The following is a 26,011-nucleotide window of genomic DNA, read 5'->3' on the forward strand; positions in this document are numbered from 1 at the left end:
TATGCATGATGTCAGTGGACAATTCTCGACTCTATACCGACAGATAAAAATGCTGTTGGGGATCGGGCGAGCCGCTACCTTTGATGACAGTGAGGGGGTACAAACCGTGCAGTATCAGACCTCACTGGAAGTTCACAGTGACACACCACGGCTAGCTGAATTCGGCTTTTCGTCAGGATTACCGGCGGGTAGTGATGTGGTGATGGGGTTTCTGGGGGGCGATCGCTCCAGCGGTATGATCATTGCCTCTAATCATCCCTCTTACCGGCATAGAGAATTAAACTCCGGGGAAACAGTGATTTACTCTCAATGGGGGCAGTTTATCAAATTGACGGAAAGTGGGGTAATCATTGAGGCCAATAATCAGCCAGTGATCGTGAATAACGCTACTGACGTGACGGTAAATGCATCGGTAAAAGTGAGGCTAAATACCCCGCTATTAGAAGTGAGTGGCGATATTGTGGATAACGCAGGCAGTAATACCACGACACTTAAAACCTTGCGAGATACCTATAACAGCCACAATCATCAACTCAAAAACGTACAGTCGGGTAGTGCAACACTCACCAGTGAGGCACCCGCTAAGGTGGTGCGATGACAACGGATATTAAAACAGTTTGGGATGTCGATGCCTCTCTGGGGGATTGGCGGACAGGCCATGGTGGATTGCTAGAGGGGGATGATCTGCATACTGCCATTTTGTTGAGTTTATTCACCGATCGCCTAGCTCGGGTTGATGATGATATCGATGGCGATGATCGTCGGGGCTGGTGGGGGGACAGTGATGCGGTATCCGCGATAGGTTCGCGACTTTGGTTATTACGGCGACAAAAACTGACCACCCAGATTGCCATCAAAGCGGAGGACTATGCGCGGGAAGCGTTGGCATGGCTGATCGAGGATGCCGTTGTGGCTGTAATCACCGTTCGCGCACAAATCATGTACCCCAACACATTGTTGCTTGCTATTGCGTACCAGCAACCAGACAAAACTCAATCTTCAGTTAAATTTTCATGGGTATGGGAGGAATAATTCATGCCATTTAATCGACCCACCTTAAGCGAATTACGGCAACGAAATCAGTCCTATATGCAATCGGAACTGAAAACGGGTGGTAATTTATTGCGTTTTTCTAATATTGGCGTGATCAGTGACGCAGATGCCGGAATGGCACATCTGCATTACGGTTATCTTGATTATATTGCCCGGCAAGCGACCCCCTACAATGCGAGCGATGAATATCTTGCGGCCTGGGCGGCACTAAAAGATGTGTTTCGCAAAGCAGCGAATCCAGCCAATTGTACTGATGTGCGTTTCGGTGGTCTTGCCGGGCGGGTCATTCCTGCCGGGCGGCGTCTTAATCGGGCTGATGGCTATCAGTATCAACTCGATAATGCCGTGACGATCGCCGCTGATGGCAACGCAATCGGTAGAATTACCGCGATTTTACCTAGCCCACTGGAGGATGCGACAGGCGGTGGCAACCGAGGGAACAGTGCAGCAGGAACCGTGTTGACACTCGATATTGCTATTGAGGGGGTGCAAGCTACTGCTACAGCACTGAGTAAAATCACCGGGGGGGCAGACATTGAATCTGAAGATGCCTTTCGCTCGCGAATGTTATTGGCTTACCAAAACATTCCGCAAGGCGGTAATGACACAGACTATCAATCTTGGGCATTGGCAGCACCGGGAGTGACGCGATGCTGGGTTAAACGGCGCTTGATGGGGGCCGGCACAGTCGGAGTCTATATCATGTGTGATGATAATGATTACGCTGGCTTCCCGCAGGGCAGTGACGGCATTTCTTCACTCGAACAGTGGGGGGCCGTCAAAGCCACGGGAGATCAGAGGCGGGTAGCCGATGCTATTTATCCGCAGCAACCCATTATTGCCTTGGTATATGTCTGCGCTCCCATCGCACAACCCATTGATTTCGTCTTCAGCGGCATTTCTCATGTAGATGGCACCACCACGGCCGCCATCAATGCCGCGATCGACGAGGTTTTTTTCGCTGAGGGCGAGCCCGGTGGCAAAATTCTGTGGTCATCACTGTTGTTGGCCATTGGGGAAGTCCCTGGCACTGGGGGGTTTATTATGCAATCTCCGGCAGCCAATATTGAGCTGCAAACCGGTAAACTCCCCATTAGGGGTACAGTGAGCTACTTATGAGCCGCTATTCTGTCAGTGAATATACTGAAGCTTTGCAGGCATTAATGCCAATGGGTTTGGTTTGGCCACGACGATCTGATGGGGTGCAAACTGAAGTTTTACGGGCATTAGCCAGTGCTTATCGGCGCAGTGATGAAGATGCACAAGATTTGTTATCTGGCGCTTTTCCGGCAACCGCTACGGCGATGTTGCCGGAGTGGGAAGCGGCCTTGGGGCTACCGGATCTGTGCGCCATCGGTGAAGTCGATAGCATGATCCAACGCCAGCGTGCCGTGGTGTCTAAATTGTTTGGTATGGGGGGGCAGTCAGCGGCTTATTTTATTCGAGTCGCAAAAGCCCTGGGTTATTCCATTACGGTCACTCAATATCGGCAAGCTTGTGCAGGAATGGCAGTTTGTCATGATGCACTTAACGGCGAAGAGTGGCCCTTTACTTGGCTCATTACCGCGCCGGAAACCACCATCCATTATGCTCAATGTGGCTTAACTTATTGCAGCGACCCTCTGCGTTCATGGGGTAATAAACAACTTGAATGCAGATTAGCGGTATTAAATCCGTCTCATACAAATTTGAAGTTCGGCTATACCCTTATGACTTGATGCTTCAGCGCCGCTAGCTGCAACACCAATTCATTCGGATATATATCAGTTAATTAATTATCGATACAGATCGCTTTCACTAGTGAGGATTTTCTATGCAAAAAATTGGCGATATTCCTAATACGCGCGCCGACAACAATGGCGAATTTACCGACGGCAATGTTGCTGCCGGTGTTCCCCCAACGATATTACCGGCTGAATGGTTTAATACCATTCAACGTGAATTGATTAATGTTTTGATCTCCGCAGGTATTGAACCTGATAGCGATAAGTTTGATCAAGTAGCAACCGCCGTCACTAAATTAATCACTGACGGTGGATTTTTAAAAACAGCGAATAACCTTTCGGAGATTAAAAATGCCGGGGCCGCAGCGGTTGCTACTGCTCTCGCAAACCTTGGTTTGGGGACTGCGGCAACCAAAAATGTCGGAACCGGTGCGGGACAAATACCCGATATGAGCGCGTGGTCATTTGTCAAAAATGCCGATAGCAGCAAGTGGACGCTGACCTTACCCAACGGTTTTTTACTGCAAAAATGTACGGTGGTCACTCCCGGCCCATCAGCAACGATTAACGCTGTCTGGTTAACCCCATTTCCGATTGAGTGTTTAGGCGTTTGGGGGATGGATGGTTCATCCGGTACTGCGGATTTGTCATCATCGGCCGCAGGTTCTCTACCTGTCGGACGGGTTTACGCCGTCGGCTCAACCAATACTTATGCCCCTGTCGGCGGCTATGGCGGCATTGATATCTACGCAATAGGACATTAACCATGAAATATTATTTTTCACCCGCCACACTTGGTCTGTACCGTGAAGAAATGAAACCGCGCTATATTGCGGCCGAGTCATGGCCCAGTGATGCAATAGAAGTCACGCAGGATATTTATGACCAATACACCAATGCAGCCCCAGCAGGGAAAGAAATCGGCATCGATAACGCCCAGCCTTGTTGGGTGGATATTCAAATTCCACCGCTAACCCCCGACCAGCTAGCGGCAAAAGCTCGCTCTCACCGTGATAATTTTATTATTGCCACCGATCCCATGATGGTCAGTGATTACTCGATTGGCGACACGCCATTGACTGAGGCACAACGTTCCGAATTAACCACGATCCGCGCAGCATATCGCGCATGGCCGAGGCAGGAAGGCTGGCCGCTGATTGAGTTGCCCGAACTTCCACAATGGCTGTTGATTGAAGCGGTAAATCAAGGTTATCGCGTGCCCGCATGGCCGCCGGAAGTGTAAACACAAATTGGCTTAATTAGACAATAAAACCGGGCTTAATTGCCCGGTATCCCGTCAATTGGTTATTATCTCTATTCCCCCGATAAAACCCTTATCAATCTTCATCAATCCCCTCGTGACGCTCCTCATTTCATGCTAAATTCCCATATCTTAAGCCATTACATCGTTTTTCGGGGACCAGTATGTTTACCTATCAAGAAATATCTTCGTTAAACGAACTGGAACTGATTGTCTATAACTACATCATAAAAAATACTGACAAAGTGATGTATATGACTATCAGGGAACTCGCCGATTCTGCTGGTGTTTCCACTACCACCGTTTTGCGTTTTTGCAAAAAAATGAATTGTGATGGTTACTCTGAATTCCGCGTGCGTTTTAAACTGTATTTAGAGCATGACGAAAAACCACCGATTAGTTTTGGTATCAGTGAAATAATTAACTATTTTAAAAGTATCAATAATAGTGAATTTGATGAACTACTTGATCTGGCTGCAGCACAAATAGCACAAACACGGAGAATTATTTTTGTTGGGATAGGCACATCTGGTGCATTAGGTAAATATAGTGCTCGATTCTTTTCTAATATTGGTAAATACAGTACATACATTGATGATCCTTATTACCCGATTAATAGTGATATGTATCAGGATGCGATTGCCATCATACTCTCCGTTTCTGGAGAGACCGAAGAAATTATCCGTATTGCTAATCAGTTCAGTTTGCAAAACTGTAAGATTATCAGCCTGACCAATAGTGATAATTCAACATTGGCTAAGATGGCTGATTTAAATATCTCTTATCATATGCCACCTATTGTATTAGAAGGTCATTATAATATTACTACCCAAATACCTGTGTTGTATATTATTGAAACCATAGGTAAGAAACTCCCTCCGCTAATGAATGAAAAAACGCCATAAAACAAGGTGTTTTTTATATGTTACATATTCCAAGTCACGACTTTTGTTATATCGTGACTTCAATTCTCTTTTTGTTAAACTTCAGTCTTAATCGACCAAAAATATTAATAATAAATCGCTAATACTCTGTTTATCTTATACTCAGTATCCTTGACAGGAGATTAATAATGGCAATTGATTACTCATTAACCGCTCAAGAAATTATTAAATATATCGGCGGTGATAATAATGTGATTACCGTCACACATTGTGCGACGCGTTTACGTTTTATATTGAAAGATAATAAAGCGGTCGATAAAGAAAAATTAAATCGTGTTAAGGGTGTTATTACCGTTATCGAAGCTGGCGGGCAAATGCAGGTGGTGATTGGTAATCATGTCGGTGATGCCTACAAACATGTCACTAACCTGATTAATATAGATGAAAGTGCAGCTGTTGCTGCACCGAAAGTCGGTATTATTAGTCGTTTGATGGATATTATTTCCAGTATTTTTGCACCTTTCCTTTATCCGTTAGCGGCCTGCGGTATTTTGCAGGGGATTATTTCTTTCCTTGCAGCCATTGGTTGGATGGATGCTGCTAGTGGTACTTATCGTATTTTGAACTTTGTCTCTTGGACTGGGTTCACTTTCCTGCCAGTGATGGTGGCCTTTACCGCGGCAAAAAAATTCAATGTGAATCCGTTTACTGCTGTGATTACAGCCTGTGCGCTGATCAGCCCAGATTACATGAATATGCTGACAGCCAATAAGATAGTTACTGTCAATTCAGCGGATCCTGCGGTTCAACAATTAATGCATGAAGCCGTGAATAACCCACAAGTTGCTCAAATTTTGAATACTATTGCAGGTATCCCTTTGTCTTCACCGACACTGGATTTCTTCGGTATTCCTGTGCAATACCTGAGCTATACCGCCTCGGTTATTCCGATTATCTTGATGGTTTGGGCTATGTCTTATGTGCAGCGCTTTTTTGAACGTGTCCTGCCGATGGTTGTGCGTAACCTGTTCACTCCAATGTTCTGTATTGCCATTATGGTGCCATTAACCCTGCTGGTTTTCGGCCCAGTAGGTAATTTGATTGGTGGCGCTATCGGTGGTGTATACAACACGCTTTATAACCTTAGTCCCGCAGTTGCCGGGTTTATGGTAGGTGCATTTTGGCAACCCTTGGTCACGTTAGGGGTTCATTGGGGTATCACGCCGGTGACAGTAGGTAACTACGCAACCCTGGGTTATGACACTTTCACTGGTCTACAAGCTTCTGCTGTCTTCGCTATGGCCGGCGCTATGTTTGGGGTCTACTTAAAAACGCGAAACAGCGAAATGAAAGGTATTTCTCTGTCGGCGGGGATTACCGCTTTATTCGGTATTACCGAGCCGGCTATTTATGGTGTGGCATTGCGACTGAAAAAACCGTTCCTGTGCAGTTGTGCCGCGGGCGGAATTGGTGGGGCTATCGCCGGAAGTTTTAATGCGGTGTCGTGGAGCTACTGTTTGCCGGGTATTGCCGTGCTGCCCGTCTTCTTTAAAGAAGGGCATATGACCCAATTCTTGGGTTTCTTAATATCAATCACTGTCGCTTTCGTATTGGGTGCTGTGTTCACTTGGCTGGTTGGCTTTACCGATGAGGTTGAGAGTGTAGAGGAAAAAGCATCATCGTCACCTATTACTCAGGCGCAAATGAATCAGGGTTAAAATAGCCTTAATGTTTAGGCGGGCGACCCCCGTCATTGAATTTTATTTTCAGGGTGGGTACTTGCCTACCGCACTATGGGAGAAAGTTATGAATTACAAACAATTACCGAAGGATTTCTTATGGGGTGGCGCAGTCGCAGCACATCAGGTTGAAGGTGGCTGGGATAAGGGGGGTAAAGGGGTAAGTATCGCCGATGTACTTTCCGGCGGCGCGCACGGCGTTGACCGTGTGATGACGGATGGTGTGCTAGAAGGCTATCGCTATCCGAACCATGAAGCCGTTGATTTCTATGGTCATTACAAAGAAGACATCGCATTGTTTGCTGAGATGGGCTTCAAATGTTTTCGTACTTCCATTGCTTGGACACGCATTTTCCCTAAGGGTGATGAGTTACAACCGAATGAAGCGGGCCTGCAATTTTACGACGATATGTTTGATGAGCTGCTGAAATACGGCATCGAACCGGTTATTACTTTGTCGCACTTCGAAATGCCATGGCACTTGGTTAAAGAATACGGTGGCTGGAAAAACCGCAAAGTGGTCGACTTCTTCGTTAGGTTTAGTGAAGTGGTCATGGAGCGTTATAAAAGCAAAGTTAAGTATTGGATGACGTTCAACGAGATTAACAATCAGCGCAACTGGAAATACCCATTATTTGGCTATTGCTGCTCTGGCGTGGTGTTCACTGAACAAGAAAATCCAGAAGAAACAATGTACCAAGTGCTGCATCACCAGTTTGTTGCCAGTGCTAAAGTGGTCAAATTGGGTCATGCAATTAACCCTGAATTCAAAATCGGCTGCATGGTTGCCATGGTGCCGCTATACCCATTCTCTTGCCACCCTGACGACATGATGTATTCCGTGGAAGCTATGCGTGAGCGTTATCTATTCGGTGACGTCCATATGCGTGGTTATTACCCTTCATATATTCTCAATGAATGGGAACGTCGTGGTTTTACTATCCATATGGAAGAGGGCGATCTCGAAGTGCTGCGTGAGGGGTGTGCTGACTATATGGGGCTGAGTTATTATATGAGCAATGCAGTTTCGGCGACCAATCCCGGCAGCGGTAACTCATTGTCTGGTTTTGAGGGCAGTGTGCCAAATCCACACGTTAAAGCCTCTGACTGGGGATGGCAGATTGATCCCGTCGGCTTACGTTATTCACTCAGCGTATTGTATGAGCGTTATCAAAAACCGCTATTTATTGTCGAAAATGGCTTTGGTGCTATCGACAAAGTGGGCGATGACGGCATGGTTCACGATGATTATCGCATTGCTTATCTTAAAGCGCATATTGAGCAGATGAAAAAAGCAGTGTTTGAAGACGGTGTCGACTTAATGGGCTACACCCCGTGGGGTTGTATCGATTGCGTGTCATTCACGACTGGTGAATACAGTAAACGTTATGGTTTTATCTATGTAGACAAAAATGATGATGGCACTGGTACGATGGCGCGTTCGCGAAAACTGAGTTTCGACTGGTATAAAAAAGTCATCGAGACCAACGGCGAAGAACTTTAACGTTACTCAACTCTAGGTTTATAGCAGGTCATCAGGGCAAGGTCGCGTGCTATCGAGCGACCTTCTACCCCGACGTTCAGTTCCTATCACACAAACAAAAAAACCAACCCTAACAGGTTGGTTTTCTTTAGGTATTTTGGTCGGCATGAAAGGATTTGAACCTTCGACCCCCGACACCCCATGACGGTGCGCTACCAGGCTGCGCTACATGCCGATACAGTGGCATTTATACTACATTTTACAGTGACTAATGCAATACCGGATAAAAACGTTTGCCGTTTTTTTAAGCACGTAATGCCCGAATTTTAGAGCTAGTTCGCAATAAAACGTTTTATATCCGTCAGTACTTGCAGTAGCAGTGGGAGCTGCGGCTTTTCATCTTTAATTTCATTGCCTTGCTCATCATAAGTACGGTATTGGCCATTACTATCTAACACAATCGTTTGTGTCGGTGTTGTAATCACTAACATTCCGTTATCACCCGTAGCAACCCAGTTATGATGACGTCGCGCGGCAAATAGATCTTCACCTTGTGAATAATCCTCCGATGCCGTCTTAACATGCAATAACCGTTGCATCAGTGTCGTCATAATATCTTCGTGGTTAGTGAGCTTGTTCACCGTCTGTGCTGGCGTACCTGGCCAATGGACAATCAGTGGGACTTGCAACTGTTGACGATTAAAACTGCTACCCGCCCCCCAATTATCATTACCGTAATCATTAAATTCGACACCATGTGCAGCAGTGATAATAACCACGGTTTTATCGAGTTGGCCACGCTGTTTCAGGGTGTCCAGAATCGTTGCAATCTGCTGATCCACATCTTGTGCGCCCGCCTTATAGTGACGGACAAAGTTGTTCGGTGATGCAATTTTCTCACCCTTGATAGGATCTTGTGCTTCAGCGGCCCCATTCAGATTAATGTATGAGAACCATGGCGCATTACTGGTCAAGGTTGACAACCATTGTTGCCATTGCGCCGTAGTCTCGCTGTCAGTCTGTTCTGTGGGAGCCGGTAAGGTGAAATCGGACAACAGGGCTTGGCGGTAAAGTGGCGATGCAAAGCCATCGGACGAGAACAGGCCAAACTGGTAACCTTGCGCACTCAATGCCGTAATGAATGCCGAGGGTTTCCGGGCAGAGAGAACACCGTCCAGATAAGTTGGGGATATGCCATAAAACAGGCCAAATAAACCGGTATCTTGGCGATTACCCGAACTGTAATGTCGGTCAAACTGAATATTCGAGTGACTAAACTCGGCCAATGCTGGCATATCTTTTTGCAGGCTATCGACACGAATTCCATCAACGACAATTAACAGCAGATTATAGCCACTGCCTTTATCGCTAAAAGTCATTGGGCTGAGAGGATATTCAACCGTCAGCGCGTCTGGATTCCCCTGCTCGACTAAGCGCCTCTGATATTCCTGTTGGTCAAGCAGACCATGTTTCTCTAGGAATTTACGGGCCGTCATCGGATATGAAAGTGGTAAGTTGGCGCGTTGCATGCTGATCGGGCGATAGAAGTTTGCATCAGCCCAGATATACATCAAATGTGAGGCAAAGAATGCGGAAATAAACACCGCAACCAATGGTTTAACAAAGCGCTGCCGGTTGAGACTGCGCAATTTTTGCCATGCCCAAGTACCGAAAAGCATCTCGACCAGAAAAATAACTGGCACGGCAATAAACATCAATTGCCAATCACGCGCCAACTCAGTTTGGTCTGGGTTAATCACTAATTCCCAAACGACAGCATTAAGGTGTAAGTGGAAACGAGTGAAAACCTCTGTATCTACTAATAATAGCGTTAAACCCGCCGTCGCAAAGGCAGCTGAAAGGAAACGCAGCAGCCGCTGCGACATCACCACAAAGGTCAGTGGGAATATCACCAATAAATAGGCAGCAAAAACGATAAAACTAAAATGCCCGAGCCAGCTGACAAGGGCATAGATACGGCCAATCAGCGATGAGGGCCAATCGGAAACAAACAAATAGCGGCTACCCAGCACCAGGCTGAACAGGATGTTAAACAAGGCGAACCAGTGCCCCCAGCTGATCATCTGGGAGACTTTTTCACGATAGCGCTGACGATTTGTCACCATATTGAGATTGCAGTCTTGGCCGATAAATTAATGAGCTTTATCTTCACGTACTGAAGCTTGAAGGGCCTCAGCGAAAGAACGCGCCAATACTTTGCGTTGCGCGGGGGCAATGCTGGTATTGATCAGATTTGTTACCATATTCCCCAAAACCATTAAAGAAAGGTCGGTTGGGGTACGGTGTTTTTCCAGTACGCTGACCAATTCAGATAGCAATTGTTCAACGTGTTCGTCGCTATAACGGGATGATTGTGGCATAAAAATTGTGCTCAACACCTGACAAAGTCCCATATCTTACCGTATAGAGACGCGCTTTTCCGCTATTTTATAGCATTAAGAATCATTAGCCATTAATTGAGGGACGCGATAGCTTTTGGGTTGCAGCTCTCAGGCATCAGTGATTGAATACGCCCCTAGCCAAAAGGAGTATTTATCATGAGTCTGGATATTGACCAGATAGCCTTACATCAGCTTATCAAGCGTGATGAGCAAACGCTTGATGTGGTGTTGCGCGATTCACTGTTACCAACCAATGCTGTAGTCGAAGAAATGATGGCCGAGCTGCATCGGGTTTACAGTGCCAAAAGCAAAGCTTACGGGCTGTTTAATGAGCAAAGTGAGTTAGCTGAAGCACTGAAACGAAGCCGTAAGGGTGATGAAGACTTCCTCAGCTTTAGTCGCGCAGCAACCGGGCGTTTACGTGATGAGTTAGCGAAATATCCGTTTGCTGAAGGTGGTGTGGTGCTGTTTTGCCAATACCGCTACTTGGCTGTGGAATATTTGCTGATCTCGGTGTTGAGCAGTTGCAATAGTATGCGAGTGAATGAGCAGCTTGATCTGAGTACCACCCATTATCTCGATATCAATCGTGCTGATATCGTGGCCCGTATCGATTTGACAGAGTGGGAAAATAATCCAGAGTCAACCCGCTATTTGACCTTCCTGAAAGGGCGGGTTGGGCGCAAAGTATCTGACTTCTTTATGGATTTCCTGTCTGCGTCTGAGGGGCTGGATACTAAAGCACAAAACCGTGGTTTATTGCAGGCGGTTGACGACTATTGTGCAGATGCAGAGCTTGGCAAAAATGAGCGTCAGGCATACCGCCAGCAGGTGTATAGCTACTGTAATGAGCAGTTGCAGGCGGGTGAAGAGATTGCTTTGCAGGAGCTTGCACAAGAATTACCTAAGTTGGGCGAAAAGGATTTCCAGCAATTTTCTGTCGAGCAAGGTTATGCACTGGAAGAGAGCTTCCCAGCGGATCGCGGAACACTGCGTCAGTTGACCAAATTTGCCGGTAGCGGTGGTGGGTTGAGTATCAATTTTGACGCATTGTTGCTGGGGGAACGTATTTTCTGGGATCCCGCGACAGATACATTGACTATCAGAGGCACGCCACCAAACCTGCGAGATCAGTTGCAGCGTAATGCGGGCAAGAAGTGACTGTATTGTATCAGTAAAATGTTTAGCCAATAAAAAACGCCGCATAAGCGGCGTTTTTTATTTCGGCGTCCCGAATATCGAAAGCGACGCGATTAAACGCGAACGAAGTCGATATGAGTCAGTTTTGGCTTGAAAGCGTGACGCTGAACAGCCTGTACTTTAACTTTGGTTTCTTTACCGTCAACAACCAGAGTCAGTACTGAATCATAAAAGCCCGGTTTCAATTCAAGGTTCTTGGTGGTGTCATGATCAAGTTCAATAGCGATTGCTGCTTCTGAACCACCGTAAATGATTGCCGGAAATTTATTTGCTGCACGCAGGCGGCGGCTCGCACCCTTACCCTGGTCTTTACGTACTTCTACATTGATAGTGGTCATTTGGTTTTCTCTTAAAGAAAATTTACCCTGCTACAGGCGACCCAGCAACAGGTTCGATAGTCGGCTTTGATCGGGTAAACCCAGAGCAAAGCGGGCGATATTCTAGCGAAGTCTCAGCCAGACAGCAAACAATACCGCATATAACCTGCGTTCTTGGCGCTACAGCGGTGTTGGCTGCATTCTCTCGCCCGAATCACTTACTGATGTAAGCTCATCGGGACTCTTTCACTTGCCGCCTTGCTGTAACGCCAATAACTGGGTTATCTGCTTCGCATGGCGCTACAGCGGTGTTGGCTACATTCTCTCGCCCGAATCACTTACTGATGTAAGCTCATCGGGACTCTTTCACTTTCGCTTGGCGCTACAGCGTGTTGGTTGTATGTGTTAAGCCAACGAGTCTGCTTTTCTAAAACGCCCCTGATAATCAAATATCTTTTCTCGAATTTGCCACCATTGTCCACGGCGCCGGGCGACAACAAAATCTGGATAACGCAATAGTGCTTGTTGAGCAATAATATCTGCTGCGGTTTGCCATTTTAGTGTAATTCCCGGCGCTCGTTGATGGGGGCGTAGGAAAATTTGCTCAAAAGCCATCCGCTGTGCTGGTGTGGTTAACCGAAAACGTTCGCTGGTATTGGTGCCATCTTCGTCGTAATAGGTCATTTTTAGCCATTCGCCCTTTGCATCATGCCCAGACTCCAGACTCATGCCGCCACAGCGCAGTACTAATGCGTCTTTCAATTTCAATGCGGCTTTTAGCATATCGTCGGGGTCTACCAGCACTTCCTGACACTGATGACAGCGGCGCGCAGCAATATCATTTTCAGCCCCACAATAAGGACAGGATTTAAAGCGGAAGCGGTAGTCACATTGCGCTCTGCTACCGCTGTCATCCTCAAACCAGCCCTGACAGCGGCGGCCAAAGTGTTCGATAATTTTGCCTGACGCGGTGCATTTCCCCCAAAAAATATTGGCAAAACCACAGTCCGGGCAAAAAACTTGCACGGGTTGGCTATCGCTATGGGGTTTACTGGTGCCAACTTCGGGTGTGAAAAGATCATGGGGATTACCCGCATAATCTAGAATCAAACAGTCTTTTTTGCCCGGAAAGAGTCGCAAGCCACGTCCGACAATTTGTTGATATAAGCTGACTGATTCCGTCGGGCGAAGAATGGCAATTAAATCAACATGAGGAGCATCAAAACCGGTCGTCAATACAGCAACATTCACCAAGTAGTGTAATTGTTGTGCTTTAAAGGCGGTAATTAATGCATCGCGTTCCGCAGGGGGTGTCCCGGCACTGATCAGCGCCGCTTCACCCTGAGGCAGTAATCCGTAGACCTCTTTGGCGTGTTCGACGGTGGCGGCAAAAATCATCACTCCACGGCGCTGGGCGGCATATTCAATTATTTGGCTAACAATATGTGGGGTGATTCTTTGCTGCTGTTTAAGTTCACGGTCTAAATCTGCTTCACGGAACATCCCGTCACTGTTGCTGGTCAGGCGGCTGAAATCGTATTGCACTACCGGCATATCTAACCGCTCTGGGGGCACCAGAAAACCGTGTTTGATCATATAGCGCAGGGGTAATTCATAAATACAATCGCGGAACAGTGATTTTCCATCACCGCGCGTAATGCCGTGATAATGGAATTGATAAATCCACCCCTTGCCCAGACGATAAGGTGTGGCTGTCAGCCCCAACAGCCGCAGGCGCGGGTTGGTGCTGCGTAAATGTTGAATAATTTGCTGATATTGGCTGTCATCTTCGTCACTGATGCGATGGCATTCATCAATAATTAACAATGAAAAAGCACTATCAAATAGGGAAAGATTTCGCGCGACTGATTGCACGCTCCCAAACACAACTTTCCCTTCACTTTGGCGTTGCTGTAAACCCGCGGCGAAAATATCAGCTTCTAAACCGTAGGCACAGTATTTGGCATGATTTTGCGCAACCAATTCTTTGACATGCGCCAGCACCAGAACGCGGCCACGAGCCAGCTTTGCCAGTTCGGCAATGACCAGACTTTTACCTGCCCCGGTAGGCAAAACAATCAGAGCGGGTTCGGCATGTCGACGAAAATGGGCAAGGGTGGCATCCACCGCCTCTTGCTGATAAGGGCGTAATGTAAATGCCATTACAGGTTATGGCCGTTGGCGGAAGACATCATTCGCAACACTCTTTTACCGGATATAAACAACATTTCTCTCTACCCGTAGTGAAAAAATTTCTACTCTCTATTATGCCGATTGGCGGGGCTGGGGCGATAACTGAATTTTACCACGATGCAGTTTCTAAATAAGGGGCTGGTTGCAACTGTTTCTAGGATGATATGACAACCGCCGCTATACTGGTGGATTAGGTTGGTTAGACAGCGAATAATTTTCCTCTATATAACTTTACGGCTTCATTCATTCCACACCGTATAATTCCCCTCATTTTTCAAGATGTAGGCGTGATTACGGTATCGTGCCTGTCACGGGCACGACTATACAACAGGCAAAGTAGATTCAATGCGATTGGACAAGTTTTTATCTCAGCAATTAGGTGTCAGCCGGGCGTTGGTCGCGCGCGAGCTACGGGCAAAGCGAGTTACCATTGATGGTGAAGTGGTTAAAAGTGGTGCCATTAAGCTAACCCCAGAGCAGGACGTGAGATTTGATGGCAACCCATTACAACAAATGGTTGGTCCACGTTACTTTATGCTGAACAAGCCACAAGGCTACGTGTGCTCAACCGACGATCCGGATCATCCTACGGTGCTATATTTCCTTGATGAACCTGTGGCATACAAACTTCATGCTGCCGGTCGGTTAGACATTGATACTACAGGGTTGGTACTGATGACCGACGATGGTCAGTGGTCACACCGTATCACCTCGCCGCGCCACCATTGTGAAAAAACCTATCTGGTGACATTGGAACATCCACTGGCCGATGATACGGCGCAGCAATTTGCTGACGGCGTACAACTGCATAACGAAAAATCCCTGACCAAACCGGCACTGCTTGAAGTTATCGAGCCGCAGTTGGTGCGTCTGACCATCAGCGAAGGGCGTTATCATCAGGTTAAACGGATGTTCGCGGCCGTCGGAAATAGGGTAGTAGAACTGCACCGTGAGCGAATTGGTGAAATCAGGCTCGATGATGATTTGGCACCTGGCGAGTATCGCCCACTAACGGCAGAAGAGATTGCGAGTGTCGGCGCACCACATCTGTAAGTGATTTTTCTATTGCAGCGTGGGCGAATGGTTTCCACGCTGTTTTGCCGTTGATATAACCGACTACAGGTTATTGAAGGAGTTATTGAACGTGCTTGCCAGTAATCAAGAAGAGAAAAATCGGACATCCCACTTTGGCTTAATCTTTATCCTGGGCTTGTTGTCGATGCTGATGCCGCTGGCGATTGATATGTATCTTCCCGCCATGCCCACGATTGCCCAAGAGTTTGGTGTAGAGAGTGGTTCGGTGCAGATGACCTTAAGCGCATACGTGCTGGGATTTGCTATCGGGCAGATGTTCTATGGGCCAATGGCCGATAGCCTTGGGCGCAAGCCGGTCATTTTCTGGGGGACGCTAATCTTCGCGCTTGCCGGGATGGCTTGTGCTATGGCGCAATCGATTGAACAATTAATTAACATGCGTTTCCTGCATGGTTTGTCGGCAGCCGCCGCGAGTGTGGTGATTAATGCCTTGATGCGAGACATGTTCACCAAAGACGATTTCTCCCGCATGATGTCTTTTGTGGTTTTGGTGATGACTATCGCACCGCTCTTGGCACCCATCATTGGCGGGGCGTTGCTGGTGTGGTTTAGCTGGCATGCTATCTTCTGGACTATGGCGGGTGCTGCGTTGGTGGCCGCGATATTGGTTTCACTGTTTATCAAAGAAACTTTGCCGCAAGAAAAACGACAGCGGTTTCACTTGCGTACCACTATTGGCAATTTCGCCACTTTATTCCGTCATAAGCGGGTCCTGAGCTACATGCTAGCCAGCGGCTTCTCTTTTGCTGGGATGTTCTCATTCCTGAGTGCCGGTCCTTTTGTCTATATCGATTTAAACGGCGTTTCTCCGCAGAACTTTGGTTATTATTTCGCGCTGAATATTGTCTTTCTATTCTTGATGACACTGATTAACAGCCGCAATGTTCGCCGCTTCGGAGCATTGAAAATGTTCCGCTTTGGTATGTTGGTGCAACTTGTTATGGGAATCTGGTTGCTGGTGGTTTGTGCTACCGGCTTGGGGTTCTGGGCACTGGTATTGGGTGTAGCGGCTTATGTTGGCTGTATCGCGATGATCACCTCGAATGCCATGGCTGTTATCTTGGATGATTTCCCGCATATGGCAGGTACGGCCTCTTCTCTGGCCGGGACTTTGCGCTTTGGTATCGGCGCGATTGTGGGAACGTTGTTGTCGATGGCACCATCGCGTAGTGCCTGGCCTATGGTCAGCTCAATGGCATTTTGTATTATTGTCGCCATGCTGTTTTATCTTTATGCCAGCCGCCCTCATAAAGATGCGGTGAAATAATTCATACTTAGGCATGAGAGGAGGTGCTCGAACCTCTTCTTATGTCTTTTATGAGTCACTAGCCATTAATTAACATCATGCTTAAATCCTTCCTCTGCTTCCCTTCACTTTGTTAAATATCGCTCTAATTGCCACGAAAAAGCAGCAGATTCTTGCGCTTCATCAACATAATAAGCATGCATATCATTATTCATTGCATAGTTATGCTTGGCACCATATTGTTAACTTTTTGAGCAATATTATAAAAACATCTAAATTGTTGCGACGTAATTTTTATCTGTTATTTCTTCGCGTAAAAAGGTGACGGATATCAGTGAATGTATATATTTATCAATTAATTAATTGAACTTTATTCGCAGGGTATGACGCTGATTTGTTCCTGAAATGTAAAATATTGGCTGGTATTAGGTAACGTGTTTGCAAGAAAAATGGTTGAGATAGCCGCCATAAAGGTATAAATATAACGAAAAATGGGATCTAAATCCCAAACCGGCAGTCTCGGGCTTGGCACTGATGACTGAATCAAGGTTGAAAACAGCACAAAAGTAGCATTGTTGGTTTTTAGTTTCTAAATTGTTATCAATGTTGTGTTTTGATGAGGTTTGAATCAAGCACAATACCAACTTAGCGGCTATAACTTTAGTGAGTGTGAGTCATTGTGGTGCTTTTATGGTTTTTTGATTTTTTATTTTAACTAGGAAAAATACGTGAATAATATCCAACTTTCGGTAGTACATCGTCTGCCGCAAAGTTACCGTTGGTTATCTGGTTTCATCGGCGTCAAAGTTGAGCCGATACCACTGACGGCGATAGACGATACCAATAATGACCTTATGGGGCTGAAATTACTCAGCCACGATGGCACACATGCGCAAATTATCATGCAGCGGCTCCATCTCTCGTTACAAGAGATACAAGTGGATTCCGCCATTGTTGAATGGGAAGGCGAGCCTTGCTTGTTTGTCCATAATCAAGATGAAAGTGCCACTATGTGCCGTCTGAAAGATGTGGGTGTTGCTATTGCTGAAACGATGACGGCGCTCTATCCCTTCTGACGTGCGATCGCGTTCGTCAGCGCTACTCGTCAGTTATCCATGCTGGCGCTTTTTTATGTCTTGATTCCCGATCTTCATCAAACTAGTCTGCAAATTGCAGCAATTGCTGAGTATATTGCTGTTTGGGCGCAGCAAATATCGCCCGACAATCACCTTGCTCCACGACTTCGCCTTGCTTTAACACAATCACCTGATGGCAAAGTGAGCGTACAACTTGTAAGTCATGGCTGATAAACAGATAACTGAGCTGGTAGCGTTGTTGAAGGGATTTCAGTAAAGCCAAAATTTGCGCCTGTACTGATTTATCCAATGATGAGGTTGGCTCATCGAGGATCAGCAACTGAGGTTGCAGAATGAGTGCTCGCGCAATGGCAATACGCTGGCGCTGCCCGCCTGAGAACTCTGTCGGGTAGCGATAACGGCTCACCGGATCCAACCCAACTTCTTCCATAGCTTTGATCACTCGCTGTTCGCGATGTGTGGCGCTGAGTTTCTGATGCACCTCCAGCCCTTCAGCAATAATCTGCTGAACATTCAAGCGAGGGTTAAGTGCTGAGTATGGGTCCTGAAACACCACTTGAATGCGGCTACGATAGGGCAGCATTTGCTTTGGTGAAAAATTGTGTAGCGGTTGACCACTAAACCAAATCTCGCCTTGGGAGGGCAGTAAGCGCAGCAATGCCAACCCGGTGGTGCTTTTCCCTGAGCCTGACTCACCCACCAACCCTAAACTTTCGCCGGGTTTTAAATCAAAACTGAGATCTTTCAGCGCATAGTGATGAGCGACGGTGCGGCGTAATAAACCTCGCTTGATGGGAAAAGCCACTTGCAACCCTTTAACTTCAAGCAAGGGTTGCAAGTTGGTGTTCAGCGGTAATGGGTCACCTTGTGGCTCGGCATCCAATAGCTGGCGAGTATAAGGATGCTGTGGTGTGCTAAATAGAGCCTGACGACTATTTTGCTCAACAACGCGTCCTTCACGCATCACCGCCACGTTGTCTGCTAACCGGCGCACAATATTCAGGTTATGAGTGATAAACAGTAAACTCATCCCCATTTCTTGCTTTAACTCTTTCAGCAAACTCAAAATTTGAGCTTGCACCGAGACATCCAGCGCCGTCGTTGGTTCATCGGCAATCAATAACTTGGGTTGCGTCAAGACCGCCATCGCAATCATCACTCGCTGGCGTTCGCCCCCGGAGAGTTGATGTGGGAAATCGGCTAATCTGCTTTTGGCATGACGAATCCCCACCCGATCAAGACACTGAATAATCTCAGTTCGAGCCACTTCCTGACGCATACCCCGATGCAGCGACAGCACTTCTGCCAGCTGTTTCTCAATGGTATGTAATGGGTTTAATGAGACCATCGGCTCTTGAAAAATCATTGAAATCTGGTCACCGCGAATACGGCGTAATGTTGGTTCATCAGCGTGTAACAATGATGTTCCCGCAAACAGAATATCGCCGGTTGGGTAAACGACGGGGGGCGAGGGCAGTAGACGTAAAATAGACAGAGCTGTGACACTCTTGCCAGAGCCGGACTCCCCGACCAAAGCCAGTGTTTCACCGGTTTCTATCTGTAATGACAGTTCGCTGACAACTTGACGATCAACACCGGCTTGGCGAAATGCAACACTGAGATTTTGAATATCCAGAAGTGGGGAGGTCGCCATATCAGTACACCTTACTTGGGTCAAAGGCGTCACGTACCGCTTCGCCGATAAAAATCAACAGAGATAACAGCACGGCCAATACCAAAAATGCAGTGATCCCAAGCCAGGGCGCCTGAAGGTTATTCTTACCTTCCAGCAGCAGTCCGCCTAGTGAGGGAGAACCCATTGGTAGGCCAAAACCGAGGAAATCGAGTGAGGTAAGGGTGGTGATTGAGCCACATAGAATGAAAGGCAAAAACGTCAGTGTGGCGACCATGGCGTTAGGCAGCATATGACGTGACATAATCACTCGGTCACGCACTCCCATGGCCCGCGCCGCGCGGATATAGTCATAATTTCGCGTGCGCAAAAATTCTGCACGAACGACACCGACTAACCCCATCCAGCCGAATATTACGGTAATGGCCAATAACCACCAGAAATTTGGCTGCACAATACTGGACAGTAAAATCACTAAAAACAGTGTTGGCATACCGGACCAGACTTCAATAAAGCGCTGGCCCCACAGGTCAACCCGGCCACCGTAATAGCCTTGGACCGCGCCCGCGCAGATACCAATGACGCTGGAGAATAGCGTCAGAGTCAGGCCAAATAGCAGCGAGATACGAAATCCATAAATGACTTTAGCCAACACATCACCGCCGGTGCTGTCCGTACCCAATAAATTGGTGCGGCTGGGAGGTGAGGGGAAGGGAACATCAGTGGCAAAATTAATGGTGTTATTGCTAAAACGGATAGGTGCCCAGATAGCCCAGCCATTTTCTTTAATTCTGGCCAGCACATAAGGGTCTTGGTAATCGGCTGCCGTGGTTAAAATACCGCCAAAGGTTGATTCGCTGTAATTGGTCATAAAGGGCATATAGATTCGCCCCTGATAGTTCACCAGCAGTGGTTTATCATTGGCGATAAACTCGGCAAATAGACTGATAATAAACAGTGTCAGGAAAATCCACAGTGACCAGTAGCCACGGCGGTTTTGACGAAATCGCGCCCATCGGGCCTGATTAATTGCACTCAGCCGTATCATTATTGGCGGCCCTCAAAATCAATCCGTGGATCAACCAGGGTATAGGTGATATCGCTGAGAATGTTTAGCAACAAACCAATCAGAGTGAAAATATAAAGGGTGCCAAACATCACCGGATAATCGCGCTGCAAGGTAGCGTCATAACCTAACAATCCTAAGCCATTAAGCGAAAACATCACTTCTATCAGGAGTGAACCGGTGAAGAACATGCTGATAAAGGTGGCAGGGAAACCGGCTATCACCAACAACATGGCATTACGGAATACATGACGATACAGAATTTTTTCTTCGGGCAGCCCTTTGGCGCGGGCAGTGACAACATATTGTTTGCGTATTTCGTCGAGGAATGAGTTTTTAGTCAGCATAGTCAATGTAGCGAAGCCACCAATCACTGTCGCCAATACCGGCAAGGTGATATGCCACAGATAGTCCGTTATCTTGCTATACCACGGCAGTGTGTCCCAGTTGCTAGACACCAGTCCACGCAGTGGGAATAAATCGAAATAGCTGCCACCCGAAAACAGCACAACCAGCAAAATAGCGAACAAGAAAGAGGGGATGGCATAGCCAATAATAATTAAGGTGCTGCTCCAAGTATCAAATGCCGTACCATTTCGGACCGCTTTTTTGATTCCTAGCGGAATGGAGACCATATAAATTATCAGTGTGCTCCATAGCCCGAGGGAGATAGATACCGGTAGGCTATGTTTAATTAATGACATGACAGATTCGCCGCGGAACAGGCTGTCACCAAAATCAAAACGCACATAGCTCCATAGCATGTCGAAATAGCGCTGATGTAGCGGTTTGTCGAAACCAAAACGTTGTTTAATTTCGGCAATGACTTCCGGGTCTAATCCGCGTGAGCCGCGATAGTTACTATCACCCACTTGCGCGGCATTTAGGCCAACTTTTGCGCCTCCTAAGCCCGCATCACCGCCACCAGTGCTATAACTGCTGGAATGACCCAGTTCAATGTTGGCGATGGCCTGATCAACCGGGCCTCCAGGGGCGATTTGCACAATAAAAAAGTTAATAGTAATAATCGCCCACAACGTGGGAATGACCAGCAACAGCCGTCGTAACAGATATGCGCCCACAACAGCCCCCTAGTGACGTTCTGCTGGCAGGCGAGCTGCCTTATTGACATCAAACCACCAGCTATCAAACCCTAGCGAATAAGTGGGGCGTTCCGCAGGCGTTGAGAATTTATCCCAATAAGCAAAGCGGGCATGATTGGAGTACCACATCGGAATCATCAAATAGTTCCAGGTCAACACGCGATCAAGCGCTCGGCCTAGAGACTGTAAAGCCTCCGGCTGTTCTTGATGTTTAATAATCTGTTCGATTAAGTGATCAATCGCGGGATCTTTAATACCCGGTGCGTTGTAGCTGGAATCAATATAAGCCGAGCCCCACAAGATTTGTAAGTCTGGGCTAGGGTAAGGGAAGGCCCTGTAAACCGTCGGGATCATATCGTAATCCCGGCTACGCAGGCGGTTAACAAATTGAGAGCTGTCAACCTCGCGGATATTCATGGTGATACCCAATCGCTGCAAATTATGTTTGAACGGTTGGACATACTGGAAATTGCTGCCGCTAAGTAACAGCAATTCAAACTCAAAAGGTTTACCGGTTTCGCTGTTAACCAATCGTTGATTTTTAACTTCCCAACCCGCTTCACTCAGTAATTCACGTGCTTTTAATAGATTATCCCGCGAGTCACCACTGCCGTCAGTTTGTGGTGGCTGATATATTTGCGTGAAGACTTCTGGCGGTATTTTGCCTTTGAGTGGGGCTAACCAAGCTAATTCCGCGCTGTCTGGATAACCTTTTGCGGCATATTCAGTATTCTGGAAGAAGCTATTTGTGCGCTGATAACTATTGAAATAAAAGGCTTTATTCATCCAGTCAAAGTCAAAGGCCAGAGTCAGTGCTTCACGGACTCGCCGATCGCTAAAAATTGGGCGCTGGACATTAAATGCTAACCAGCGAGTATTTTGCGCCGAATTATCGAGGATATCCTGTTTGACGATATAGTTTTTTGCGAAGTTACCGCCCACATATTGCGTGGCCCAACTTTTTGGCGAAGTTTCTTCGCGGAAATCGAACGCACCGGCTTTAAAAGCTTCCAGTGCGACTTTATCGTCTAAATAGTAATCATATCGAATGGTATCAAAATTATACTGGCCGCGATTGACTGGCAAGTTAGCTGCCCAATAATCTCTGACTCGCTCGTAGGTAATAAACTGGCCCATTTTATATTTACCAATACGATAAGGACCACTGCTGACAGGTGGTTTACTCAACGGGTCACTGAGTTTATGGTCTTTCCAAAAATGCTCGGGCATGACAGGTAAGCCAAACAGGCCCAGCATTTTATCTTTATTAGGTTCCGGGAATTCAAAACGCACAGTTAGGCGAGAAATAGCTTTAACTTGTACACCTTTATAGACAATACGAAATTGTGGTACGCCTTCCGTCATAAACTTATTGAAAGTAAACGCCACATCCCGCGCAGTAATTGGGGCACCATCATGGAAACGTGCACGGGGGTTAATATCCACTTCAATCCAGTGAAAGTCGGGAGCAAAACGCGCTGATTCAGCAATTAAAGGGTAATAGCTGCCAATCTCGTCATCTGATGTAGTAAATAGCGAGTCATACAGCCGCTCAGTACGTATGGCCGCGTTACCACGCAATGCATAACGGTTAAAGTTATCAAAGGTGCCAATAGCAGACAGCGTGATGTTACCGCCTTTAGGGGCCGCAGGATTAACATAATCAAAATGGCTAAAATCTGATGAGTATTTAGGTTCGCCCAGGATGGCAAAAGAGCTGCCTTCTTTAATTGTTTCGGCCTGTAAGCCAAAACTGAGGGTTGCAAGCATCAAGGCAGCAAGTAGGCGTAACAACATATTGGTGATTATCTCCTGCCGTTATTCAGATAGTCATACTCTTAGATAAAATTACCAGTTTGCAGGGGTAAAGCAAACATTAAGGCGACGCGTTTTTGTTACGAATTCTTTTTCTTACAAAACTCGATTAAATCCTCAACAGACAATGGCTTGCTAAGTAAATAACCCTGTAAGAAGTTAACCCCATGCTGTGTTAAATACTGGAGTTGTTGTTCTGTTTCGACGCCTTCGGCAACGGTTTCAATATTGAGTTTGTGCGCTAGCATTAATACTGCATCCAATACCGGTGCCGCAACAGTATTAATACCGATTGTGCTGACAAAACCACGATCAATTTTAATATAGTCTAGAGTAAAACGTTCTAAATAGATCAGCGCACTGTGTCCCGTGCCAAAGTCATCAACAGCAATTTGTATTCCTTGGGAACGCAACCAGTCAAATTGCTTAATCGCCAATTCTTCTTCCACCATACCGCGCTCGGTAATCTCAAATATAGGGGCAAAGATGTCGGTATTTAATTGCTGCAACATGTGTGAGACATCTTTACGGAAGTCATCATCAGCAAGGTGAATAGGTGAAATATTAAAGGCCAATTTTGTTCCAACAGAAACATGACTTTCTATTAATTTACTGTCTTTGATGATTAACTCAAATAAATGCCGGGTTAGTGGTTGAATCAAATGTTGAGCTTCAGCATAGGGAATAAAAAGATCAGGGGAGATTCGCCCTTCAATGGGGTGCTTCCACCGGATCAATGCCTCCAAGCCACGTAATGAACGATCCTGTGAGCTAAATGCCGGTTGATACTCCACAAAGAATTCACCACGCCGAATACCGCGTAAAATTTCAGCTTCAGCACTTTGACTGGCAATCAAAATATAATATGCCAGTATCCCCACCAAACCTGAAAGTAACAGTCCGCCTAATAGGGTCATGCGAATATCATCCGCTGTGAGGCTGGAGTGATAAATCAATATTTTAATTGGGTAACCGGGTAATTGCACTTCACGCGAAGCCTTGGTGGGTAGCTGGCTAACGGGGATGACTTTAGAGTCAAGAGTGGTTACGGCCAAATCATCAATCACAATCGCTAAATCGTTAACTTGGTTTTCAGCGTAATTTAATAATAAATAAGGATGTAATGTTAATTCCAGTGTTGCCAATACTCCGGAGTTACCACGACCGGCTTCACGAAGCCATACGCCAATTGCCGGTTTACTTGGCATCATAGGCGTACCTTGTTGGATTTTAAAATCCAAAGGCTGGGATGTAATGCAGAGCTGGCTTGTTCACATGTTTTTGTACTCAGCGGGATAAGCTGAGACATGGTTGTCGTCAGTTCATTAAGGAACTGGGACGAATAAGAGATAATATGATCGCTTTGTGTTGTTAATTTTCGTTCGCTACTGCGATAAAGTAATGACAACGTAATAATAACGAAACAAATAAAGAAGCAGAGTGCGAGGATGACACTTTTTTTTACAAGATGACGACGGGATAGAATATTGCGGGAGAACGCACTGTTTGAACTCATGTTACGTCGCCCCTCAGCATGATAAAAGTGTAATGAGTATAAGTAAGTTAGTAGCGCAGCGCTACCGGTTTGCTAGGGAGTATTATTGGTATTAATAAGCTTATCGATTTGAATTTCATCCAATATAAAGAAAACATGCTCTCTAAATGCATCAAATACGTAAAACAAGCAGACTTAATTTGTACCGATGTATTTTAGGGATATATCAGTAAAACAAACTTTCAGCTTATTAACCTAATCGACTTAATTTTCGAAAGGAGAATCGTTGGTTAATATGCCTTAGTACCAGAAAAATCTCGGTTAAGCGGAGCGAATTTTACACAGAAAATTCTTGAATTTCGCGGTTCTTAAAAAAAAAGGACATTTCCTACAATCAAACAGGAAAAGGGGTTAGAAAGGAAGGCCTACCCAAAATCGGTTAGAGACGTATAAATAATAAAAAACGCCACCAGAAGGTAGCGTTTCATCGTTTCGTTTGGTATCTCGGACAACAGGAATAAAAATCTGCTAGCTGCGCGAACCGCTACTTAGCACTCGGCGCCCATCGCGATAACGCTTATTCCAATAATCTTCATTTAGGCTCGATATTGTCACGCCGACGCTGGTCGAAGCATGAACAAATTTATCGTTACCTAGATAGATACCCACATGGCGACCTGTCGAACCAGCTCTGAACAGCACTAAATCGCCGGGGCGCAACTTGGTACGTTGGATTTTCTTGCCAAGATCCTGCTGCTCAGATGTTGAGCGTGGCAAATCCATTCCAAATTGTTCACGGAAAGTCGTTTGTACAAATGCGGAACAATCAATACCGCGTTTGGTGCTACCGCCTAAACGATAACGAACCCCTTTCCACCCTGCATACTGTTCTAAAATTTTCGACTTGACGTCAACGTTGCGCACCATCGCTTCGAATTCATCCTGAGAGGCTTGCAGTAAAAGCCCATCTTTGTCATTAACTGCACGCATCTCAGTTTGCGTATTTAAGTTCGAAGTCTGTGGTGTAGTACACGCGGATAACATGACCGCTGCTGCAACCGCAGGAATGACCCGCAGAATATATCTCATAATAGGTTGAGACTTGACCATTGTTGTTGTTTTCCCTTGCTGTCCTTACGACGGATGTCGCTACCAAAATGCCAAACGAATCGAGATTATTGATTGTGGTCTGATCAGACAATCAC

21 protein-coding genes, 1 tRNA gene and 2 pseudogenes are annotated in these 26,011 nt (G+C 46.4%); 13 read left to right on the forward strand and 11 right to left on the reverse strand.

The genetic code is table 11. The features are described from left to right. Position 1 precedes the first annotated feature (1 nt). The 9 genes and pseudogenes from ACIOG0_RS07850 (at position 2) to ACIOG0_RS07890 (ending at position 8,165) form a co-directional block, all read left to right on the forward strand. Positions 2–598: a phage baseplate assembly protein gene (locus ACIOG0_RS07850; protein ID WP_050295305.1), complete on the forward strand. Its 597-nt coding sequence runs from the start codon at positions 2–4 to the stop codon at positions 596–598. Continuing rightward, the gene (locus tag ACIOG0_RS07855; protein WP_050096966.1) at positions 595–1,032 is read left to right on the forward strand and encodes a phage GP46 family protein; all 438 of its coding nucleotides are present in this window, start codon (positions 595–597) and stop codon (positions 1,030–1,032) included. Before ACIOG0_RS07850 ends, ACIOG0_RS07855 begins: the two co-directional genes overlap by 4 nt. A 3-nt stretch (positions 1,033–1,035) precedes the next feature. Next, positions 1,036–2,172 (forward strand): baseplate J/gp47 family protein, encoded by a 1,137-nt coding sequence (locus tag ACIOG0_RS07860; RefSeq protein WP_050140432.1) that lies wholly within the window; start codon positions 1,036–1,038, stop codon positions 2,170–2,172. Beyond that, positions 2,169–2,771: a YmfQ family protein gene (locus ACIOG0_RS07865; RefSeq protein ID WP_050096968.1), complete on the forward strand. Its 603-nt coding sequence runs from the start codon at positions 2,169–2,171 to the stop codon at positions 2,769–2,771. Before ACIOG0_RS07860 ends, ACIOG0_RS07865 begins: the two co-directional genes overlap by 4 nt. A gap of 95 nt (positions 2,772–2,866) precedes the next feature. Continuing rightward, positions 2,867–3,202: pseudogene (locus ACIOG0_RS07870) on the forward strand (phage tail protein); the annotation flags it as partial. Positions 3,203–3,543: 341 nt separating this feature from the next. Further along, on the forward strand, positions 3,544–4,020 hold the full coding sequence (locus tag ACIOG0_RS07875) for a phage tail assembly chaperone (RefSeq protein ID WP_050096970.1): 477 nt from the start codon (positions 3,544–3,546) through the stop codon (positions 4,018–4,020). 182 nt (positions 4,021–4,202) lie between these two features. After that, a complete protein-coding gene (locus ACIOG0_RS07880) occupies positions 4,203–4,943 on the forward strand; it encodes a MurR/RpiR family transcriptional regulator (RefSeq protein ID WP_050096971.1) in 741 nt (246 codons plus the stop codon). A gap of 167 nt (positions 4,944–5,110) precedes the next feature. Beyond that, positions 5,111–6,640 (forward strand): PTS transporter subunit EIIC, encoded by a 1,530-nt coding sequence (locus ACIOG0_RS07885; protein WP_050096972.1) that lies wholly within the window; start codon positions 5,111–5,113, stop codon positions 6,638–6,640. Between the two features lie 88 nt (positions 6,641–6,728). Further along, positions 6,729–8,165, forward strand: a complete 1,437-nt coding sequence (locus ACIOG0_RS07890) for a 6-phospho-beta-glucosidase (protein WP_128450894.1) — start codon at positions 6,729–6,731, stop codon at positions 8,163–8,165. A 137-nt stretch (positions 8,166–8,302) separates the two neighbouring features. Here ACIOG0_RS07890 and ACIOG0_RS07895 read toward each other — a convergent pair. The 3 genes from ACIOG0_RS07895 to ACIOG0_RS07905 form a co-directional block, all read right to left on the reverse strand. After that, a tRNA-Pro gene (locus tag ACIOG0_RS07895) sits at positions 8,303–8,379 on the reverse strand. 97 nt (positions 8,380–8,476) lie between these two features. Continuing rightward, positions 8,477–10,270 (reverse strand): LPS biosynthesis-modulating metalloenzyme YejM, encoded by a 1,794-nt coding sequence (yejM, locus tag ACIOG0_RS07900; RefSeq protein WP_050097030.1) that lies wholly within the window; start codon positions 10,268–10,270, stop codon positions 8,477–8,479. Between the two features lie 27 nt (positions 10,271–10,297). Beyond that, positions 10,298–10,525: a YejL family protein gene (locus tag ACIOG0_RS07905; protein WP_002208836.1), complete on the reverse strand. Its 228-nt coding sequence runs from the start codon at positions 10,523–10,525 to the stop codon at positions 10,298–10,300. A gap of 177 nt (positions 10,526–10,702) precedes the next feature. On the opposite strand from ACIOG0_RS07905, the gene yejK reads away from it, so the two are divergent. Next, the gene (gene yejK / locus ACIOG0_RS07910; protein WP_050140436.1) at positions 10,703–11,707 is read left to right on the forward strand and encodes a nucleoid-associated protein YejK; all 1,005 of its coding nucleotides are present in this window, start codon (positions 10,703–10,705) and stop codon (positions 11,705–11,707) included. Positions 11,708–11,799: 92 nt separating this feature from the next. On the opposite strand, the gene rplY is transcribed toward yejK, so the two are convergent. Both rplY and ACIOG0_RS07920 read right to left on the reverse strand, forming a co-directional pair. Next, positions 11,800–12,084, reverse strand: coding sequence for a 50S ribosomal protein L25 (rplY, locus tag ACIOG0_RS07915; protein WP_050097032.1), 285 nt, complete (start codon positions 12,082–12,084; stop codon positions 11,800–11,802). A gap of 384 nt (positions 12,085–12,468) precedes the next feature. Continuing rightward, positions 12,469–14,226: a DEAD/DEAH box helicase gene (locus ACIOG0_RS07920; RefSeq protein ID WP_128450893.1), complete on the reverse strand. Its 1,758-nt coding sequence runs from the start codon at positions 14,224–14,226 to the stop codon at positions 12,469–12,471. Positions 14,227–14,601: 375 nt separating this feature from the next. Between ACIOG0_RS07920 and rsuA the strand changes: the two genes are divergently transcribed. The 3 genes from rsuA (at position 14,602) to ACIOG0_RS07935 (ending at position 17,673) form a co-directional block, all read left to right on the forward strand. Then, on the forward strand, positions 14,602–15,309 hold the full coding sequence (gene rsuA, locus ACIOG0_RS07925) for a 16S rRNA pseudouridine(516) synthase RsuA (RefSeq protein WP_050097034.1): 708 nt from the start codon (positions 14,602–14,604) through the stop codon (positions 15,307–15,309). Between the two features lie 91 nt (positions 15,310–15,400). Further along, positions 15,401–16,618: a Bcr/CflA family multidrug efflux MFS transporter gene (locus ACIOG0_RS07930; RefSeq protein ID WP_050097035.1), complete on the forward strand. Its 1,218-nt coding sequence runs from the start codon at positions 15,401–15,403 to the stop codon at positions 16,616–16,618. 707 nt (positions 16,619–17,325) lie between these two features. Next, positions 17,326–17,673, forward strand: a complete 348-nt coding sequence (locus ACIOG0_RS07935; protein WP_050097036.1) for a YejG family protein — start codon at positions 17,326–17,328, stop codon at positions 17,671–17,673. A gap of 82 nt (positions 17,674–17,755) precedes the next feature. Here the strand turns inward: ACIOG0_RS07935 and yejF are convergent, their stop codons facing one another. The 6 genes and pseudogenes from yejF to mepS form a co-directional block, all read right to left on the reverse strand. After that, positions 17,756–19,348 carry a microcin C ABC transporter ATP-binding protein YejF gene (gene yejF, locus ACIOG0_RS07940; RefSeq protein ID WP_050097037.1) on the reverse strand — a complete coding sequence of 531 codons (1,593 nt, stop codon included), beginning with the start codon at positions 19,346–19,348 and terminating at the stop codon, positions 17,756–17,758. A 1-nt stretch (position 19,349) separates the two neighbouring features. Continuing rightward, complete coding sequence (locus tag ACIOG0_RS07945; protein ID WP_050097038.1) at positions 19,350–20,375, reverse strand: ABC transporter permease; 1,026 nt, start codon at positions 20,373–20,375, stop codon at positions 19,350–19,352. After that, positions 20,375–21,475 (reverse strand): microcin C ABC transporter permease YejB, encoded by a 1,101-nt coding sequence (locus ACIOG0_RS07950; RefSeq protein WP_050139774.1) that lies wholly within the window; start codon positions 21,473–21,475, stop codon positions 20,375–20,377. Before ACIOG0_RS07950 ends, ACIOG0_RS07945 begins: the two co-directional genes overlap by 1 nt. A gap of 9 nt (positions 21,476–21,484) precedes the next feature. Then, positions 21,485–23,293, reverse strand: a complete 1,809-nt coding sequence (locus ACIOG0_RS07955; protein WP_128450891.1) for an extracellular solute-binding protein — start codon at positions 23,291–23,293, stop codon at positions 21,485–21,487. Between the two features lie 98 nt (positions 23,294–23,391). Then, a pseudogene (locus ACIOG0_RS07960) lies at positions 23,392–24,719 on the reverse strand (cyclic di-GMP phosphodiesterase). A 615-nt stretch (positions 24,720–25,334) separates the two neighbouring features. Continuing rightward, positions 25,335–25,916: a bifunctional murein DD-endopeptidase/murein LD-carboxypeptidase gene (gene mepS / locus ACIOG0_RS07965; RefSeq protein ID WP_050097042.1), complete on the reverse strand. Its 582-nt coding sequence runs from the start codon at positions 25,914–25,916 to the stop codon at positions 25,335–25,337. Between the last annotated feature and the right edge of the window lie 95 nt (positions 25,917–26,011).

This window comes from Yersinia vastinensis (genome assembly GCF_044905075.1).
GTDB classification, from domain to species: domain Bacteria; phylum Pseudomonadota; class Gammaproteobacteria; order Enterobacterales; family Enterobacteriaceae; genus Yersinia; species Yersinia vastinensis.

What these genes read in the sequence shown, in the direction of transcription:
- ACIOG0_RS07885 (WP_050096972.1), top strand. Translation starts at nt 5,111, where the DNA reads ATGGCAATTGATTACTCATTAACCGCTCAAGAAATTATTAAATATATC.
- yejF (WP_050097037.1), bottom strand. Translation starts at nt 19,348, where the DNA reads ATGGCGACCTCCCCACTTCTGGATATTCAAAATCTCAGTGTTGCATTT.
- ACIOG0_RS07860 (WP_050140432.1), top strand. Translation starts at nt 1,036, where the DNA reads ATGCCATTTAATCGACCCACCTTAAGCGAATTACGGCAACGAAATCAG.
- ACIOG0_RS07945 (WP_050097038.1), bottom strand. Translation starts at nt 20,375, where the DNA reads ATGATACGGCTGAGTGCAATTAATCAGGCCCGATGGGCGCGATTTCGT.
- ACIOG0_RS07890 (WP_128450894.1), top strand. Translation starts at nt 6,729, where the DNA reads ATGAATTACAAACAATTACCGAAGGATTTCTTATGGGGTGGCGCAGTC.
- ACIOG0_RS07920 (WP_128450893.1), bottom strand. Translation starts at nt 14,226, where the DNA reads ATGGCATTTACATTACGCCCTTATCAGCAAGAGGCGGTGGATGCCACC.
- ACIOG0_RS07875 (WP_050096970.1), top strand. Translation starts at nt 3,544, where the DNA reads ATGAAATATTATTTTTCACCCGCCACACTTGGTCTGTACCGTGAAGAA.
- ACIOG0_RS07850 (WP_050295305.1), top strand. Translation starts at nt 2, where the DNA reads ATGCATGATGTCAGTGGACAATTCTCGACTCTATACCGACAGATAAAA.
- ACIOG0_RS07955 (WP_128450891.1), bottom strand. Translation starts at nt 23,293, where the DNA reads ATGTTGTTACGCCTACTTGCTGCCTTGATGCTTGCAACCCTCAGTTTT.
- mepS (WP_050097042.1), bottom strand. Translation starts at nt 25,916, where the DNA reads ATGGTCAAGTCTCAACCTATTATGAGATATATTCTGCGGGTCATTCCT.
- ACIOG0_RS07880 (WP_050096971.1), top strand. Translation starts at nt 4,203, where the DNA reads ATGTTTACCTATCAAGAAATATCTTCGTTAAACGAACTGGAACTGATT.
- yejM (WP_050097030.1), bottom strand. Translation starts at nt 10,270, where the DNA reads ATGGTGACAAATCGTCAGCGCTATCGTGAAAAAGTCTCCCAGATGATC.
- ACIOG0_RS07855 (WP_050096966.1), top strand. Translation starts at nt 595, where the DNA reads ATGACAACGGATATTAAAACAGTTTGGGATGTCGATGCCTCTCTGGGG.
- ACIOG0_RS07865 (WP_050096968.1), top strand. Translation starts at nt 2,169, where the DNA reads ATGAGCCGCTATTCTGTCAGTGAATATACTGAAGCTTTGCAGGCATTA.
- yejK (WP_050140436.1), top strand. Translation starts at nt 10,703, where the DNA reads ATGAGTCTGGATATTGACCAGATAGCCTTACATCAGCTTATCAAGCGT.
- ACIOG0_RS07905 (WP_002208836.1), bottom strand. Translation starts at nt 10,525, where the DNA reads ATGCCACAATCATCCCGTTATAGCGACGAACACGTTGAACAATTGCTA.
- rsuA (WP_050097034.1), top strand. Translation starts at nt 14,602, where the DNA reads ATGCGATTGGACAAGTTTTTATCTCAGCAATTAGGTGTCAGCCGGGCG.
- rplY (WP_050097032.1), bottom strand. Translation starts at nt 12,084, where the DNA reads ATGACCACTATCAATGTAGAAGTACGTAAAGACCAGGGTAAGGGTGCG.